General features: G+C 40.5%; 10 protein-coding genes and 1 tRNA gene. 5 read left to right on the top strand and 6 right to left on the bottom strand.

Annotated features, from left to right (window positions below):
* Positions 1 to 134 precede the first annotated feature (134 nt).
* Both proS and DW640_RS07300 read right to left on the bottom strand, forming a co-directional pair.
* Positions 135 to 1,628, bottom strand: a complete 1,494-nt coding sequence (proS, locus tag DW640_RS07305; protein ID WP_008761590.1) for a proline--tRNA ligase — start codon at positions 1,626 to 1,628, stop codon at positions 135 to 137.
* A gap of 262 nt (positions 1,629 to 1,890) precedes the next feature.
* Positions 1,891 to 1,966, bottom strand: a tRNA-Gly gene (locus DW640_RS07300).
* A 740-nt stretch (positions 1,967 to 2,706) separates the two neighbouring features.
* Here DW640_RS07300 and DW640_RS07295 point away from each other — a divergent pair.
* The 5 genes from DW640_RS07295 to DW640_RS07275 all read left to right on the top strand — a co-directional run bounded on the left by DW640_RS07295 (position 2,707) and on the right by DW640_RS07275 (position 11,656).
* Entirely contained in the window at positions 2,707 to 4,119 is a 1,413-nt protein-coding gene (locus DW640_RS07295; protein ID WP_008761591.1) for a TolC family protein, read from the top strand.
* Positions 4,120 to 4,125: 6 nt separating this feature from the next.
* Positions 4,126 to 5,115 carry an HlyD family secretion protein gene (locus DW640_RS07290; protein ID WP_048693681.1) on the top strand — a complete coding sequence of 330 codons (990 nt, stop codon included), beginning with the start codon at positions 4,126 to 4,128 and terminating at the stop codon, positions 5,113 to 5,115.
* Between the two features lie 4 nt (positions 5,116 to 5,119).
* Positions 5,120 to 6,304 carry an ABC transporter permease gene (locus DW640_RS07285; RefSeq protein WP_080979789.1) on the top strand — a complete coding sequence of 395 codons (1,185 nt, stop codon included), beginning with the start codon at positions 5,120 to 5,122 and terminating at the stop codon, positions 6,302 to 6,304.
* A complete protein-coding gene (locus DW640_RS07280) occupies positions 6,288 to 7,457 on the top strand; it encodes an ABC transporter permease (RefSeq protein ID WP_008761595.1) in 1,170 nt (389 codons plus the stop codon). Before DW640_RS07285 ends, DW640_RS07280 begins: the two co-directional genes overlap by 17 nt.
* A 194-nt stretch (positions 7,458 to 7,651) precedes the next feature.
* Complete coding sequence (locus DW640_RS07275; protein ID WP_117577717.1) at positions 7,652 to 11,656, top strand: two-component regulator propeller domain-containing protein; 4,005 nt, start codon at positions 7,652 to 7,654, stop codon at positions 11,654 to 11,656.
* A gap of 73 nt (positions 11,657 to 11,729) precedes the next feature.
* Here DW640_RS07275 and DW640_RS07270 read toward each other — a convergent pair whose 3' ends face one another.
* The 4 genes from DW640_RS07270 to DW640_RS07255 are packed head-to-tail and all read right to left on the bottom strand — an operon-like array spanning position 11,730 to position 16,004.
* Positions 11,730 to 12,239, bottom strand: coding sequence for an ECF transporter S component (locus DW640_RS07270; RefSeq protein WP_117577715.1), 510 nt, complete (start codon positions 12,237 to 12,239; stop codon positions 11,730 to 11,732).
* A 12-nt stretch (positions 12,240 to 12,251) separates the two neighbouring features.
* Positions 12,252 to 14,150, bottom strand: a complete 1,899-nt coding sequence (locus DW640_RS07265) for a TonB-dependent siderophore receptor (RefSeq protein ID WP_048693694.1) — start codon at positions 14,148 to 14,150, stop codon at positions 12,252 to 12,254.
* A 16-nt stretch (positions 14,151 to 14,166) separates the two neighbouring features.
* Complete coding sequence (locus tag DW640_RS07260; protein WP_008761597.1) at positions 14,167 to 14,601, bottom strand: DUF1893 domain-containing protein; 435 nt, start codon at positions 14,599 to 14,601, stop codon at positions 14,167 to 14,169.
* A 32-nt stretch (positions 14,602 to 14,633) separates the two neighbouring features.
* A complete protein-coding gene (locus DW640_RS07255; RefSeq protein ID WP_117577771.1) occupies positions 14,634 to 16,004 on the bottom strand; it encodes an aldo/keto reductase in 1,371 nt (456 codons plus the stop codon).
* Between the last annotated feature and the right edge of the window lie 5 nt (positions 16,005 to 16,009).

Here is a 16,009-nt window from a genome sequence, read left to right as displayed (position 1 = left end):
AATCTTCTCCTTTCTTTATTACTGTCTACAAAGAAAAGGGATATTTCTGAAATAAAACTGAAATGGATAAAAAAAGAGTCAGATTCTCAATTTTGAAAATCTGACTCTTTTACTATTGAAATAGATATGTGTTTTTAATAAGAACGTGCAAAAACGACACGGCAAGCAGAAGGTTTGCCCGTTACCATACATTTTCCCGGTTCTTTATCACCTTCAACGTACGAATCGAATGGGATACAACGAATCGTTGCTTTTGTATCCTCTTTAATCTTTTCTTCAGTCTCGGTTGTTCCGTCCCAATGAGCCAGGATAAAGCCGCCTTCTTCGATTTTCTCTTTAAATTCTTCGTAAGTATCTACTGTCGTGATTTTAGAATTGCGGTAATCCAATGCTTTTTTGTAGATATTTGCCTGAATTTCTTCGAGCAGTTTTTGAACGTATGTTTCGATGCCATCGCAAGTCACAGTTTCTTTTTCCAGTGTATCACGGCGCATTACTTCCATTGTATTGTTTTCGAGGTCACGTCCTCCCATCACCAGACGAACAGGGACACCTTTCAATTCATAATCTGCGAATTTGAAGCCCGGACGTTTGTTGTCCGCATTGTCATATTTCACAGAAATGCCCAGTGCTTTCAGTTTGGCAACAATGCCTTCCACTTTCGCGTCGATTTGTTTCAGTTGCTCGTCGTTCTTATAGATAGGAACGATTACTACCTGAATCGGAGCTAGATGTGGAGGTAATACCAGACCGTTATCATCGGAGTGAGTCATAATCAGAGCACCCATCAAACGGGTAGAAACACCCCATGAAGTTGCCCATACATATTCCATCTTATTTTCCTTATTTACAAACTGAACATCAAATGCCTTGGCAAAGTTCTGTCCGAGGAAATGAGATGTACCGCTTTGCAATGCTTTTCCATCCTGCATCATAGCTTCGATGGTATAAGTATCAAGTGCACCGGCAAAACGTTCGTTAGCGGATTTTACACCTTTCACTACCGGAACAGCCATGTATTTCTCAGCAAATTCGCTGTATACATTCAGCATTCTGATCGCTTCTTCCTCTGCCTCTTCGCGTGTAGCATGAGCGGTATGTCCTTCCTGCCACAGGAATTCGGCAGTACGCAGGAAAAGACGGGTACGCATTTCCCAACGGAAAACGTTTGCCCACTGATTACAAAGAATAGGCAGGTCACGATAAGACTGAATCCAGTTTTTATATGTATTCCAGATGATTGTTTCTGATGTAGGGCGAATAATCAGTTCCTCTTCCAATTTGGCAGCAGGGTCTACTACTACGCCAGAGCCGTCTTCTGCATTTTTCAAACGGTAATGAGTCACTACGGCACATTCTTTAGCGAAACCTTCTACGTGTTCTGCTTCGCGGCTCAGGAATGATTTTGGAATTAATAACGGGAAATAAGCATTCACGTGCCCTGTTTCCTTGAACATATCGTCCAGTTGACGTTGCATCTTTTCCCAAATTGCGTATCCGTAAGGCTTAATCACCATACATCCGCGTACGGCAGACTGTTCTGCCAAATCAGCTTTTACCACCAAATCGTTATACCACTGTGAGTAGTTTTCGCTACGTTTGGTAAGGTCTTTCAGTTCTTTTGCCATTATATTTTTCTATTTAAGTTTTCTTGGATGTTAAAACAGGGTGCAAAAATACGAAAAAGGAACGAACTGCCCTATTCTTCTTGCATTATTTTCTTTATACCGCCTTATGTGACTGATTTACCTATTTATAGTTACTATTATAGTCACTTTTCTAGGACTTTATCGTATTTATCTGATACATAAAATATCAAGAAAATGAGTTAAAAGAACTCTTGTAAAAATATAAAAACAGATAGTCATTGTCTGACTACCTGTTTTATAATGGAGCGGTAAGCGAGACTCGAACTCGTGACCCTTAGCTTGGGAAGCTAATGCTCTACCAACTGAGCTACTACCGCAACTTGTATCTTTCATAAAAGCCTTATGAAATGTTGATGCAAAGGTAAACATAATTTTTATATCTCAAATAAATTTCTTCAAATTTTAGCAGAGGAAAATCTATAATATAATTTCTATTCCAGATGAAAAAAAGAATCGGATATGAAAAATCGTATATTCGATTGCTGTACAATTTAAAATATACAGATAGAAATAAAATGATTCGATAAAATTCTCTGGATTTCTAATCAGATATTTTCAAAACTTAATATTATTGGATTTAATTCTTATCAATATGCGTGATTTTATCTGCCTATACTAACAATAAGTTAATAGAATGGCTGCTAACTGATTCAATCTGAAAGATTAAAATGATTGAGATATTAGTCGTATCCAAAACAAATGACCTGTTTTACTTGTGTTTTATTCGTTCCTTTTAAAGGAGCAGAACGTTCCTCACCGACCAACGTCCCGTTGGTTTAAAACCAAGTAATCGTTCCTTTAAAAAGGAAATAGCTCAAATAACGTTCTTTTTCTGTATAATCCGATAATATATATGCAAAAACATATTGAAATTCTTTATATTATTACGCGTTTTTATGCATAATTTCTGCTGTTTGATGAAATATGTATGGGGCTATTCTTTGTGTAATCTTAAATATAGAACATTTTTTTAAGATTCTTTCTCTGTTTGCCAAAGTGAACAAACCCGTCCTCTCATCTGTTAGAAAGTCTCAATTTTAGATTTAACCTAACCAGCATGAAAAAAAATAAGATACTTTTTGTACTATGGGCTTTGTGTTTTTTCGTCATTCAGACAAATGCACAGACACCGTTAAGTTTCGAAGAATCGTTGCACCTGCTTAATCAGGGAAATCAGAGCTTGAAGATAGCTGATAAGGGGATAGAGATTGCCAAGGCAGAACGTGATAAGCTCAATGCTTTTTGGTATCCTACCTTGCAGTCTACAGGTGCATTTGTGCATATGTCCGAGAAGATAGAAGTGAAGCAGCCATTGTCTCAGTTTACTGATCCGGCAAAAGACTTTGTACATTCAATTATTCCGGATGACCAGATAATCTCAGCTGTTCTGGATAAAATAGGAGCCAATACTCTTGTCTTTCCACTAACTCCGAGAAACTTGACGACTGTTGATCTGTCGGCAGAATGGGTGCTCTTTTCCGGAGGAAAAAGATTTCGTGCAACAAATATTGGTCGGACAATGGTGGATCTGGCGCGAGAGAATCGTGCACAGACTGCTGCAAGCCAGCAAAACCTGTTGGCAGAAAGTTATTATGGTCTGCGGTTGGCACAACAGGTCATAGCGGTACGTGAAGAAACATATAAAGGTCTGCAGAAGCATTATGAAAATGCTTTGAAACTGGAAGCTGCCGGAATGATAGACAAAGCAGGACGACTGTTTGCCCAAGTGAATATGGATGAAGCAAAACGGGCATTGGAAGCTGCACGAAAGGAAGAAACAGTGGTGCAGAGTGCCTTGAAAGTTTTGTTGAATAAAAAAGATACGGATGAGAATATCGTTCCTACTTCTCCCCTTTTCATGAATGATTCGTTACCACCCAAAATGCTTTTTGATATGTCGGTCAACAGTGGAAACTATATGCTTAATCAACTGCAGCTGCAAGAACATATCGCCAAACAGGAAGTACGGATTGCCCAAAGTGGATACTTGCCGAATATAGCCCTTTTTGGAAAACAGACCCTCTATTCGCATGGCATTCAAAGCAATTTACTGCCGCGTACCATGGTGGGAATCGGCTTTACATGGAATCTCTTTGACGGACTGGATCGGGAGAAGAAGATCCGGCAATCAAAACTAACCCAGCAAACACTGGCATTAGGGAAGATGAAAGCACGCGATGACCTTGCTGTCGGAGTGGATAAACTCTATACACAACTGGAGAAAGCTCAGGATAATGTAAAAGCACTGAATGCGACCATCGAACTGAGTGAAGAACTGGTACGTATCCGAAAGAAATCCTTTACTGAAGGGATGGCAACCTCTACCGAAGTGATTGATGCTGAAACCATGCTTGCCAATGTAAAAGTGGCTCGTCTGGCAGCATATTATGAATATGATGTGGCATTGATGAATCTTCTTTCACTCTGTGGCACACCGGAACAATTTGTAAACTATCAACCTAAACCCTAACAAACAATGAAACCAACTAGTAGAACCCTTTCTTGGGCATTCGTCATTATTATGCTGGCAGTCGGTATTTTTACTGCTCTGGGAATAATATTGATGCACAAACAACCGCTCGTCCTGCAAGGGCAGGCAGAAGCGACAGAAATCCGTATTAGCGGGAAACTTCCCGGACGTATCGATACCTTTTTGGTTCAGGAAGGTGACTGGGTACGCCAAGGAGATACTCTCGTTGTAATCAACAGCCCCGAAATACATGCCAAGTATCAGCAGGTGAATGCATTGGAGCAAGTAGCCGTACAGCAGAATAAGAAAATAGATGCCGGTACCCGTCGACAGATTGTTGCTACCGCGTTGCAACTATGGAACAAAACAAAAAGTGATCTTACACTGGCTAAAACAACTTATAACCGTATTCTTACCTTATATAAAGACAGTGTTGTCACTTCTCAGCGGAAAGATGAAGTGGAAGCTATGTATAAAGCTGCTGTTGCAGCCGAACGGGCAGCCTATGAACAATATCAGATGGCGGTAGACGGTGCACAGAAAGAAGATAAAGAATCTGCCGCCAGTATGGTGAATGCTGCCAGAAGTACGGTGGAAGAAGTTTCGGCACTATTGGTCGACGCCCGGCTGACAGCACCTGAAAACGGTCAGATAGCTACCATCTTTCCTAAACGTGGGGAATTGGTTGCGCCGGGAACTCCTATTATGAACCTGGTTGTCATGGACGATATTCATGTAGTACTCAATGTACGTGAGGATTTGATGCCACAATTTAAGATGGAGGGCACCTTTGTTGCGGATGTGCCTGCTATTAATAAAAAAGGTATTGAGTTTAAAATCTATTATATCAGTCCGTTAGGAAGTTTTGCTACTTGGAAATCAACGAAGCAGACCGGAAGTTATGACTTACGAACCTTCGAGATTCATGCCCGTCCCACTCAGAAAGTTGATGACCTGCGCCCCGGTATGTCCGTATTACTGACATTAAATGAATGATAGAATGAGTTCATCACAAACATATTCTCCTTTTCGTTCCGTGCTGCTCAGGGAGTGGCGACGGATGACTTCACGATGCCTTTATTTTGGTGTGTGTATCATCCTGCCGCTATTTACCCTTTTCTTCATGGCAACTATCTTCGGCAACGGGCAGATGGAAAACATTCCCATCGGTATTGTCGATCAGGACAATACTGCCTCTTCACGAGCAATCGCCCGAAATATATCTGCTGTGCCAACATTTAAAGTGACAAGGCATTTTGTGAATGAGGAAGCTGCCCGAAAGGCCGTACAGAAGAAGGAAATTTATGGCTATCTCTCCATTCCTCCAAAATTTGAGCAAGATGCTATTTCGGGAAAGAATGCGACTCTCTCCTATTATTATCATTATGCGTTGCTTTCGGTAGGCGGCGAATTGATGGCTGCTTTCGAAACGTCGCTGGCTCCTGTGTCGCTCTCTCCCATTGTGATGCAAGCTGTCGCTCTCGGAGTGGAACAAGACAAGATCACTACATTCCTGTTGCCCGTACAAGCCAGCAATCACCCTATATACAATCCAAGTCTGGATTATTCGGTTTATCTGAGCCAACCGTTTTTCTTCGTCTTGTTTCAGGTATTGATTTTACTCATTACTGTATATGCAGTCGGAATTGAGATTAAATTTCGCACTGCCGATGAATGGCTGTTTGTTGCCAAAGGAAATATGGTAACGGCTGTTTTGGGAAAACTACTCCCCTACACTATTATCTTTATTCTGATAGGATGGCTGGCAAATTATGTGATGTTTGGCATTCTGCATATTCCTTTTCAAGGAAGCTGGTTATTGATGAATATGCTGACAGCGCTTTTTGTCGTGGCAACGCAGGCCTTGGGATTATTCCTGTTTTCGCTATTTCCGGCTATCTCTCTCATCATAAGTATTGTTTCCATGGTCGGCTCTTTGGGAGCTACTTTATCCGGTGTCACTTTTCCGGTGACCAATATGTATCCTTTGGTACGAGATGCCTCCTATCTTTTTCCTGTCCGGCATTTTACAGAAATGATGCAAAATATGCTCTACGGAGGGAGTGGTTTTATCTACCTTTGGCCATCGGTTGTGATACTATGTATCTTTCCGTTGCTGGCTTTTGTGTTGCTTCCTCATCTGAAACGTGCCATAGAAAGTCATAAATATGAAAAAATTAAATAAGTTACAACAGTTATCGTTCATCATCCGACGTGAATATTGGGCTATCAGTACCAGCTATGCTGTATTACTGGTACTGATGGGTGGAATCTTCGTGTACGGATTACTCTATAATTATATGTATGCCCCCAATATTGTAACGGATGTCCCGGTTGCCGTAGTCGATAACTCACATAGCGAGTTGAGCCGTAATTTCATCCGCTGGCTGGATGCTACGCCTCAAGCGGAAATTTATGATCAGGCTATGGATTATCACGAAGCTAAGGAATGGATGAAAGCTGGAAAAGTACAAGGTATTTTATATCTCCCTCATGATTTTGAGGAACGGGTATTTCGTGGAGATGAAGCTGTGTTTTCTCTGTATGCCACTACCGATGCTTTTCTCTATTTTGAAGCCTTACAAGGAGCTTCTTCACGTGTGATGCTGGCTATCAATGACAAATATCGTCCGGATGGAGCAGTCTTTCTGCCTCCTCAGGGATTATTGGCGGTAGCTATGGCAAAGCCTGTAAATGTAGCGGGAACTGCACTCTATAACTATACGGAAGGATATGGGTCTTATCTGATTCCGGCCGTTATGGTCATTATTATTTTTCAGACATTACTGATGGTCATAGGTATGCTGACCGGAGAAGAACATATGACAAAAGGTATCCTTGCCTATACTCCTTTCGGAAAAAGCTGGGCAGTCGCTATACGTATTGTAGCAGGGAAAACGTTTGTCTACTGTAGTTTGTATGCTGTTTTTTCATTCTTTCTATTAGGGTTGCTTCCTCATTTCTTTAGTATTCCCAATATTGGAAACGGATTGTATATTGTATTGATGATGATCCCCTACTTGCTGGCGACTTCTTTTCTGGGGCTGGCAGCCTCCCGATATTTCACTGATTCGGAAGCACCATTGCTTATGATTGCATTTTTCTCGGTAGGACTGATTTTTCTTTCCGGTGTTTCCTATCCGATGGAGCTAATGCCTTGGTATTGGAAAGCTGCTCATTATATTTTTCCGGCAGCACCTGCTACACTTGCCTTTGTGAAGTTGAACTCAATGGGGGCAAGTATGGCTGATATCCAACTTGAATACATTACTTTATGGATTCAGGTGATTGTTTATTTTGCATTAAGTATATGGGTTTATAAACGAAAACTCAGTTGACAGATATACTTTTAGTTGCAGATTTTAAACAATAATTACTCAAAACTATAATATTTCAGCCAACGAATAATTAACTATGGAAATAAAATGTTTTTTGTTGAACATTTTACTTGATTATCTCGTCCTTTTTTATTTATTTTGTTAACTATTATTTGGAGATAGGCTATAGTACTACTTTAAATGTAAACATCTATATGAGGAATATTATACTATTTTTATTTTTGTTGCCGTTGATGGCATATGGACAAACATACAAATATATTGGAGTAGAGGATGGTTTAAGTAACCGGAGAATATACAATATTCAGAAAGATCGTCAGGGATATATGTGGTTTCTCACCAACGAAGGTATGGACCGATACAACGGTCAGGATATAAAACACTATAAATTAATTGAAGCAAACAGGGAGCTAAATTCGGACATAGATCTCGGATGGCTGTATGCAGATAAAAAAGGGGGAATATGGGTGATTGGAAGAAAAGGACGTATCTTTCAGTATGAAGAGAAATATGACCGTTTTAAGATGATTTACAAATTGCCGGAAGCCACTGATGTTATCAGCTACGGTTATTTGGATCGTAACAGTAATATTTGGTTGTGCAGCAATGATTCTATCTTGTTGTATAATACGGAAACAGCACAGACTTTACAGTTTCCTAATGTATTGGATGAGAATATCACAGTAGTAGAACAGGCGGATGATACTCATTTCTTTGTGGCAACAGAAATGGGGGTCCGGTATACTCAGTTAAATAAAGGAGCTTTGCATATTATTCCTTTTGAAACGCTTGATAATGTCTATACGCAAATAAACGGGCTTTATTATCACCGACAACTTCAAAGGCTCTTTATTGGTACTTTCAGTGATGGTACTTTTGCTTATGATATGTCAACTCAACAAATTATCAAGCCAGATACTGCTTTGGGTGATGTAAGTATCACTCATATCAGACCGCTGAATGAAAAGGAACTTTTAGTTGCCACAGAGGGAATGGGAGTACACAAAATAGATGTAAATACCTGTAAAACTTCTCCATACATTGTAGCAAACTATGAAAGTTATAATGAAATGAATGGAAATAACATTACGGATATTTATATTGATAAAGAAAAACGAATCTGGCTTGCCAATTATCCGGCAGGGATTACGGTAGTCGATCCCCGTTATAAGAATTATCATTGGATAAAACATTCTATCGGTAATAAACAGTCTATTGTCAATGATCAGGTTCATGCGGTCATTGAAGATAGTGAAGGTGACTTATGGTTTGGAACAAGCAATGGGATCAGTTTCCATGATTCCAAAACAGGTCAATGGCATTCTTTCTTAAGTTCTTTTGATAAGCAACTGAAAGACAAAAATCATATTTTCATCACCTTGTGTGAAGTTTCGCCGGGCATTATCTGGGCAGGAGGATATACGTCGGGCATTTATAAGATTAATAAGAAGACATTGGCTGTAGAGTATTTCTCGCCTTTCCTGCTTAGTTCTGTCAACATACGACCAGATAAATATATACGGGATATGATTAAAGATTCAAAAGGGTATATATGGTCGGGAGGATATTACAATCTAAAGTGTATTGATCCGAGAAAGAATACTGTCCGTCTGTATCCTGGAGTAAATACTGTTACAGCTATTGAGGAAAAGGATATCAATTCTATGTGGGTGGGAACTGCCACAGGACTATTTCTGCTTGATCGAAACTCTGGTGAGTATCAGTATATTTTAATGCCTGTGGAGTCGACTTATATCAATACGCTTTATCAGGCAAATGATGGATCACTGTACATCGGTACAAATGGTTCGGGAGTACTTATATATAATCCTAAAAATAGGAGTTTCGAACACTATTATGCCGATAATTCGGCACTTGTTTCCAATAATATCTATACTATTCTTCCGGAAATGGATGGACAGATAATGATGAGTACGGAAAGCGGAATCACCAGCTTTTCTACGGAGAAAAGATCATTCCACAACTGGAGCCGAGAGCAAGGAATGATGTCGGCCTGTTTCAACGCTACTTCCGGCGTTTTACGCAAAAATAAAAGTTTTGTTTTCGGAAGCGTTGATGGTGCTGTTGAATTTCCCGCAGGCATCAAGTTACCGGATTATGAATACTCAAAAATGATATTCAGCGATTTTCATATTTCTTATCAGCCTATTTATCCGGGGGATAAGGACTCTCCTCTGGAGAAAGATATTGATAAAACAGATGTATTGAAGCTGAAATACGGTCAGAATACCTTTTCATTCCGGGTTTCTTCTATCAATTATGATTTTCCTTCCCATTCTGTATATTATTGGAGACTGGAAGGTTCTTCATATAATGAATGGGTGCAATTGAACAGTAATAGTCTGATTCGTTTCACCAATTTAAGCCCTGGCAACTATAAACTTTATGTGCGTGCTATATCTAAAGAAGAGCCTAGTATTGTTTTCGAAGAACGGCAGGTCGAAATAATAATAGCGCAGCCTGTATGGTTTAGCGGATGGGCTATATTCATTTATATACTTGTGATTGCGTTTCTATTCGGTATTGCTTTCCGGATTATGATTCTGAAAAAGCAGAAAAAGATATCAGATGAAAAGACACATTTCTTTATAAACACTGCTCATGATATCCGTACTCCTCTTACTTTGATAAAGGCTCCTTTAGAAGAATTTGTTGAAGAGGAAACATTGACAGAGATCGGTTCGCAGCGTATAAACACGGCATTGAGAAATGTAAATGCCCTTTTACGGCTGAGTACTAACTTAATTAATTTCGAGCGGGCTGATGTTTATTCTTCTGAATTGCATATTTCCGAATATGAACTGAATACGTATATGAATGAAATCTATAATAGTTTTTGTTCGTATGCTAACATCAAGCATATTGACTTTACATACAAAAGTGACTTTAATTATCTGAATGTATGGTTCGATAAAGATAAGATGGATTCTATCTTAAAGAATCTGGTATCCAACGCGTTGAAATATACACCTGAAAATGGAATGGTCAGCATATTTGTTTCTGAGACTAAAGAATCCTGGAGGCTGGAAGTCAAAGATACGGGAATAGGCATTCCGGCAAACGAACAGAACAAATTACTTAAGATGCACTTTCGGGGTACGAATGCTATTAACGCAAAGATAACCGGTAGTGGAATCGGACTAAAACTAGTTGGAAAATTAGTGAGTCTTCATAGTGGTAAGATAAATATAGAGAGCATTGAACAACAAGGTACCACTATCACTATTGTTTTCCCGAAGGGTAATAAGCATTTCCGTCATTCGAATCTGATAGATCCGGAGAAACCCGGCAGACAGGAAGCAGTATTGGATGCTCCAATTATATCCGAAGCGGCTGTAAAGACAAACGATGAGAATCTGCAACGTATTTTTATTGTTGAGGATAATGATGAACTACGCGCTTATCTGGTCAATTCATTATCACCAATGTATAATGTGCAGGCTTGCGGTAATGGTAAGGAAGCATTGATCATTGCAAAAGAATTTTGGCCAGAGCTTATTCTTTCCGACATTATGATGCCGGAAATGCGGGGTGATGAACTGTGTATTGCCATTAAAAATGATATAGAAACATCTCATATTCCGGTATTGTTACTCACTGCTTTAGGAGAAGAGCAGAATATATTGGATGGGCTTCATATTGGCGCTGATGAATATATTGTAAAACCATTCAGCGTAAGAATTCTGAAAGCAAGTGTTGCTAATTTATTGGCAAACCGTGCACTGTTGCGTAGCAGATATGCCAATCTGGAAATAGAAGATACCAAAGTCATGACACCATTGGCGAATGGAATGAATAGCCTTGATTGGAAATTTATATCGGATGTGAAGAAGAGTATTGAGGATAATATTGATAATGCCGCTTTTTCCGTTGAAGTGCTCAATGATTTGCATGGTATGAGTCGCACCAGTTTTTATTGTAAACTGAAAGCACTGACAGATCTCTCTCCCCAAGAGCTTATAAAATCAGTCCGTTTGAAACGTGCTGTACAGTTGCTAAAAGAAGGCAAGCATAATATTACTGAAGTTTCAGAACTATGTGGATTTTCAGAGTCCAAATATTTCCGACAAGTATTCAAGAAAGAATATAAAATGAGTCCAAGCCAGTATGCTAAGGAATATGGTACTTCTTCCGCTATTATTGAAGATGATACCTCTCAGGACGATTCGGATAAATAAAATAAGTATAGATAAGAGGTAGCTTTTCCCTTGTAGAAGAAGCTACCTCTTATCTATTCAATAAATAGGAATATTATTTGCGTATCAAGTATTTAATAAACAAATAACCTCCTAATACTTGCAGGCACATTCCTGGAATCCCAATACGGAAATCCTGAACAGCTTTGTAGAAATTTCCTATATACATCCACTCTCCCAATGTGCCGATGATCTGATAAAACAAGACTACTCCTGCTAATACAGGGATAGAAATGCGTCCGAAGCGTTGCGCAGCCCATCCGGCGGCGATAGCTAATAATACGGATTTCAATAGAATGGCAGGCAATACTGCGGGCACTGGTATACCAAAGAGCAAAGAATTTATGACTGGAGACAGGATAGCAGTTAGCAAACCGACCTTCCAGCCATATTTGTAAGCACCGATCAGAGTGAAGAAATAAATAGGCAGCCAGGTTAATCCACCTAGTGGAATGAGATGAAAGAGTCTGGGAAAAAGGATATTGCCAACGATGAATAACGAGGTTGCTAAATAGGTCTTCACATTACTGTAATTCAGTGAATAGAGTTTTACTGTTGTTTCCATATCTTTATTCTTTTAGAAATTCAAATTAATACCACCCATAAATGTTGCCTTGGGCATGGGATACCCTATATTTATTTCGTAACGTTGTGCCAACAGGTTTTCACCTTTCACAAAGATGTTGGCAAAATTACAAATACGATAACTTCCTCGCAGATTCCATAAAACAAAACTATCCTGTTGCTTGGTGCCTTTATTATTAACGATTACAGAAGTGTAAAGTCCTTTAATATATTGAATTCCTGTTGATACAGTCCAGCGACCTGCGGTATAGTCTGCTCCGACATACAATTTGTGTTCAGGAGCGGCGAGAACCGGGTTTTCCATGTGCAACCAACTATAGTTGGCATTCACATTCCAATGAGAATTAAACCGATAACCGATATTCGCTTCAATTCCCCAGTTTTCTATTTCTCCGGAATTGACGTTCAGCGGAGGTATCAAGCCATTGCTCATAATAATATTGTCACCGTTAATATAATACAGGTTCAGTCCGTAATATAAGGCTCCTTCCAATAATCGTTGAGAATAGGAAAGTTCATAACTGACCAGTTTCTCCGGGTTCAGTTCCGGATTGGCAGGAGCAAACATATACATCTCCCGAATGGTAGGGTTGCGATATCCTTTGCTCATCATCGCTTTGAGTTCTGCGCTTTTGGGAAGATGAAAAGCCAGTCCTCCCTGTGGAATCCATTCAGTACCTACATGAGAGTGATGATCTACACGAACACCCGCATCCAATGACAACCAGCTATTTATATCTTGGCGGAAATCGACATATCCTGCAAATTCATCCATTTGCTTGTCTACTCCCAGTTTCCGCTCTCCGGTAGCCAAGACTTTGTTCCATGATTTGCCTCCGAAGTGCTGATAGTCAAATCCTATCGTCAAACGATTGCCTGTGAAGAACGTAGCGCTCTGATACCAGGAAATGCCGAACATCTTGTCTTTAGAATTAAAGTGTGATGTTTGCGGCTGTTCTCCTGTTTTATATCCGTCATTGATTTTATGCCGTCCCCAATTATAGAAAAAGCTCAAAGCTCCTGATGTCTTCTCATAATGGTTTTCCAAGGCAAGCGAGGTCATACCACGTGTAATACGCGAATCATTGTCGATAAGTGGAACTTGTATCGTTCCCGGATTGGAAGCATTGAAATGGGTTACATTTACATCTCCCCAGAATTTCCAGGAAGAGCTGAAATCATATCCTAATTTTGCGTATCCTCCATATTGTTCAAACTCCATATCGGGGCGGTGTCCGTCCGTACGATTGTAAGAACCGGTAACGATACTGCTGAAACGTCCTTTCTTTACACGGTTGGAAAATTCCGTCTGCAAAGTGTTGTATGAGCCATACCCTACCTGCATATTCGTTCTTACTCCCTCATCTTGCTGTTTGCGGGTGACTATATTGATTACTCCGCCCATTGCATTCGAGCCATAGAGTACAGAGGCAGGGCCGCGCAAGACTTCCACTTTCTCTGTCAACATAGACTGATATGCATCCGCAATCGGATGTCCCATCAATCCCATATATTGCGGATGTCCATCGATCAAAACCAATAAACCTGCTGTCGGGCTGCCTCCGATACCACGCAGACTCATGCCACCTGCCGCACCTGTGGACACACCATATCCCATGATACCACGGCTGGTAGTAAAGAATCCGGGAACCTGTTCCGTCAATAGCGGCAAAAGTGAAGGTTCATATCTTTTCTCTATTTGTTGCCTTCCTACTACTGAAATAGTCATGGGAAGGTGACGAATATCCGTCTCGTTCCGTGTTCCGGTAACTACGACTTCGTCAATAGTATAGTTTCTTTTGACTTGTGTGCTGTCTTTTCCGGGTTGTGCCATTCCTGAAATGGAAAGCAGGCTGCCGAACAAAAACAAACAAACTGTATTTGTTTTCATATTCTGTTTCGCGCTTTTATTTCTCCTGCAACTTTTTACCACTTCTTATTTTTTCGAGGAAATCACGAATCAGCGGCAATATGGCTTCTGCTGATTCTTCTTCGCTACACATCGTTTCTACCGGACACCAGCCTGTGTGATCACGATTCCATATAAAAGGTACTTCTTGTACGAAATGGACTTTTATATCCGAGCTTCGTAATAAATCCAACGCTTTCGAACTGATGATGTCTGTATGAAGTTCCCGGATACCTCCCAAAATCATGAGGGCGGCAGCCCCCTTCCCTACTACTTTGTCGGCTATCGAAGCTCCTTTCAGGAAATCCGGTTCCTGTGTCAGCAAATCATATAAATCCGCTACGCCACGTTGAGTAAAGGTGCGTATGTTGTCTCCATTGGCAATCACACAGGAATATCCTCCCGAGTGTAATAAGTTGATTAATTCTTCCATTATAAGGTTCCTTGTTTCAGTTGTTCTACAAATTAGTCTATCCGGTGCAGTTCTTTGGGTATATCTATGTTTTGAGGACAGTGAGGTACGCATTGATTACATCCGATGCAATGACTAGCCTGACGGAGCTTAGGTACACTGCGGTCATATCCTACAAGAAATGCCCGGCGGGCTTTGACATAATTCTCATCCTGTCCGTTTTTAGGAACATTGCCTTCATTGACACAACGGTTATAATGTAATAAGACAGCCGGAATATCCAGACCATACGGACATGGCATACAATATTTGCAGTCATTGCAAGGGATGGTAGGATACTTCAGCATTAACTGTGCCGTGTCTTCCAGAAAATCCATTTCTTCGTCAGTCAGCGGTTCCAATGGAGAATAAGTACGCAGGTTATCCTGCAAATGTTCCATATATGTCATACCGCTTAATACAGTCAATATATCGGGGAACGTTCCGGCAAAGCGGAAAGCCCATGAAGCTACGCTACTTTCCGGACAGCGTTGTTTGAGGCGTGCCACCAGATTGTCATTCAGTTTAGACAAGCGACCTCCCAAAAGCGGTTCCATGATAATGGATGGAATCCCCCTTTTATGTAGCTCACCATACAGATATTCGGCATCGGTATTCCGGGCATTTGTCTCTTTCGCATGCTTCCAGTCCACATAGTTAAGCTGTATTTGTACGAAATCCCACTTTATCTCATCGTGTCGGGAAAGCAGATAATCATATACTTCGATGTCGCCATGATAGGAGAATCCGAGATTGCGGATGCGACCTGCTTCACGTTCTTTTATCAAAAAGTCAAGCATTCCATTATCCAGATATCGTCCTTTAAGGGCGTCCATTCCACCCATACCGATGCCATGAAGCAGCATATAATCGATATAGTCCACCTGAAGGTCTGCAAAAGATTTATGATACATTTTGAGGGAAGCTTCGCGTGACCATGTATCCGGAGAGAAGTTGGATAGTTTGGTAGCAATGAAGTATTTATCACGTGGATAACGGCTTAGCGCAATTCCTGTGGATTTCTCAGAAAAACCTTGTACGTAGGCCGGAGATGTATCGAAATAGTTTACTCCATGAGCGATGGCGTAATCGATTAATCCGTTCACTGCATCCTGATCGATCACTTCACCCTTACCGTCGGGAGCCGGTTTGAGAGGCCAGCGCATACAGCCGTATCCTAAAAGTGACACGCGGTCGCCTGTTGTTGGAGACGTGCGGTAAGTCATTTTATCGGTAGGAATTTCCCCTTCTGCCGATGCACTGCTTGATGAAGAAGTGCCTTTTGACGAGCATCCGTATAGTATTGCTGTCGATGTAGCCGCACTGATACCTACGATTTTGATAAAATCTCTTCTGTTTATGTCTTTCTTATTTTTTTCTTCCATAATCT

Origin of the sequence: Bacteroides sp. AM23-12 (genome assembly GCF_003434395.1) — a bacterium.
In the GTDB taxonomy this organism is placed as follows: Bacteria; Bacteroidota; Bacteroidia; order Bacteroidales; family Bacteroidaceae; genus Bacteroides; species Bacteroides thetaiotaomicron.
This window is presented reverse-complemented; position numbering and strand designations above follow the sequence as displayed.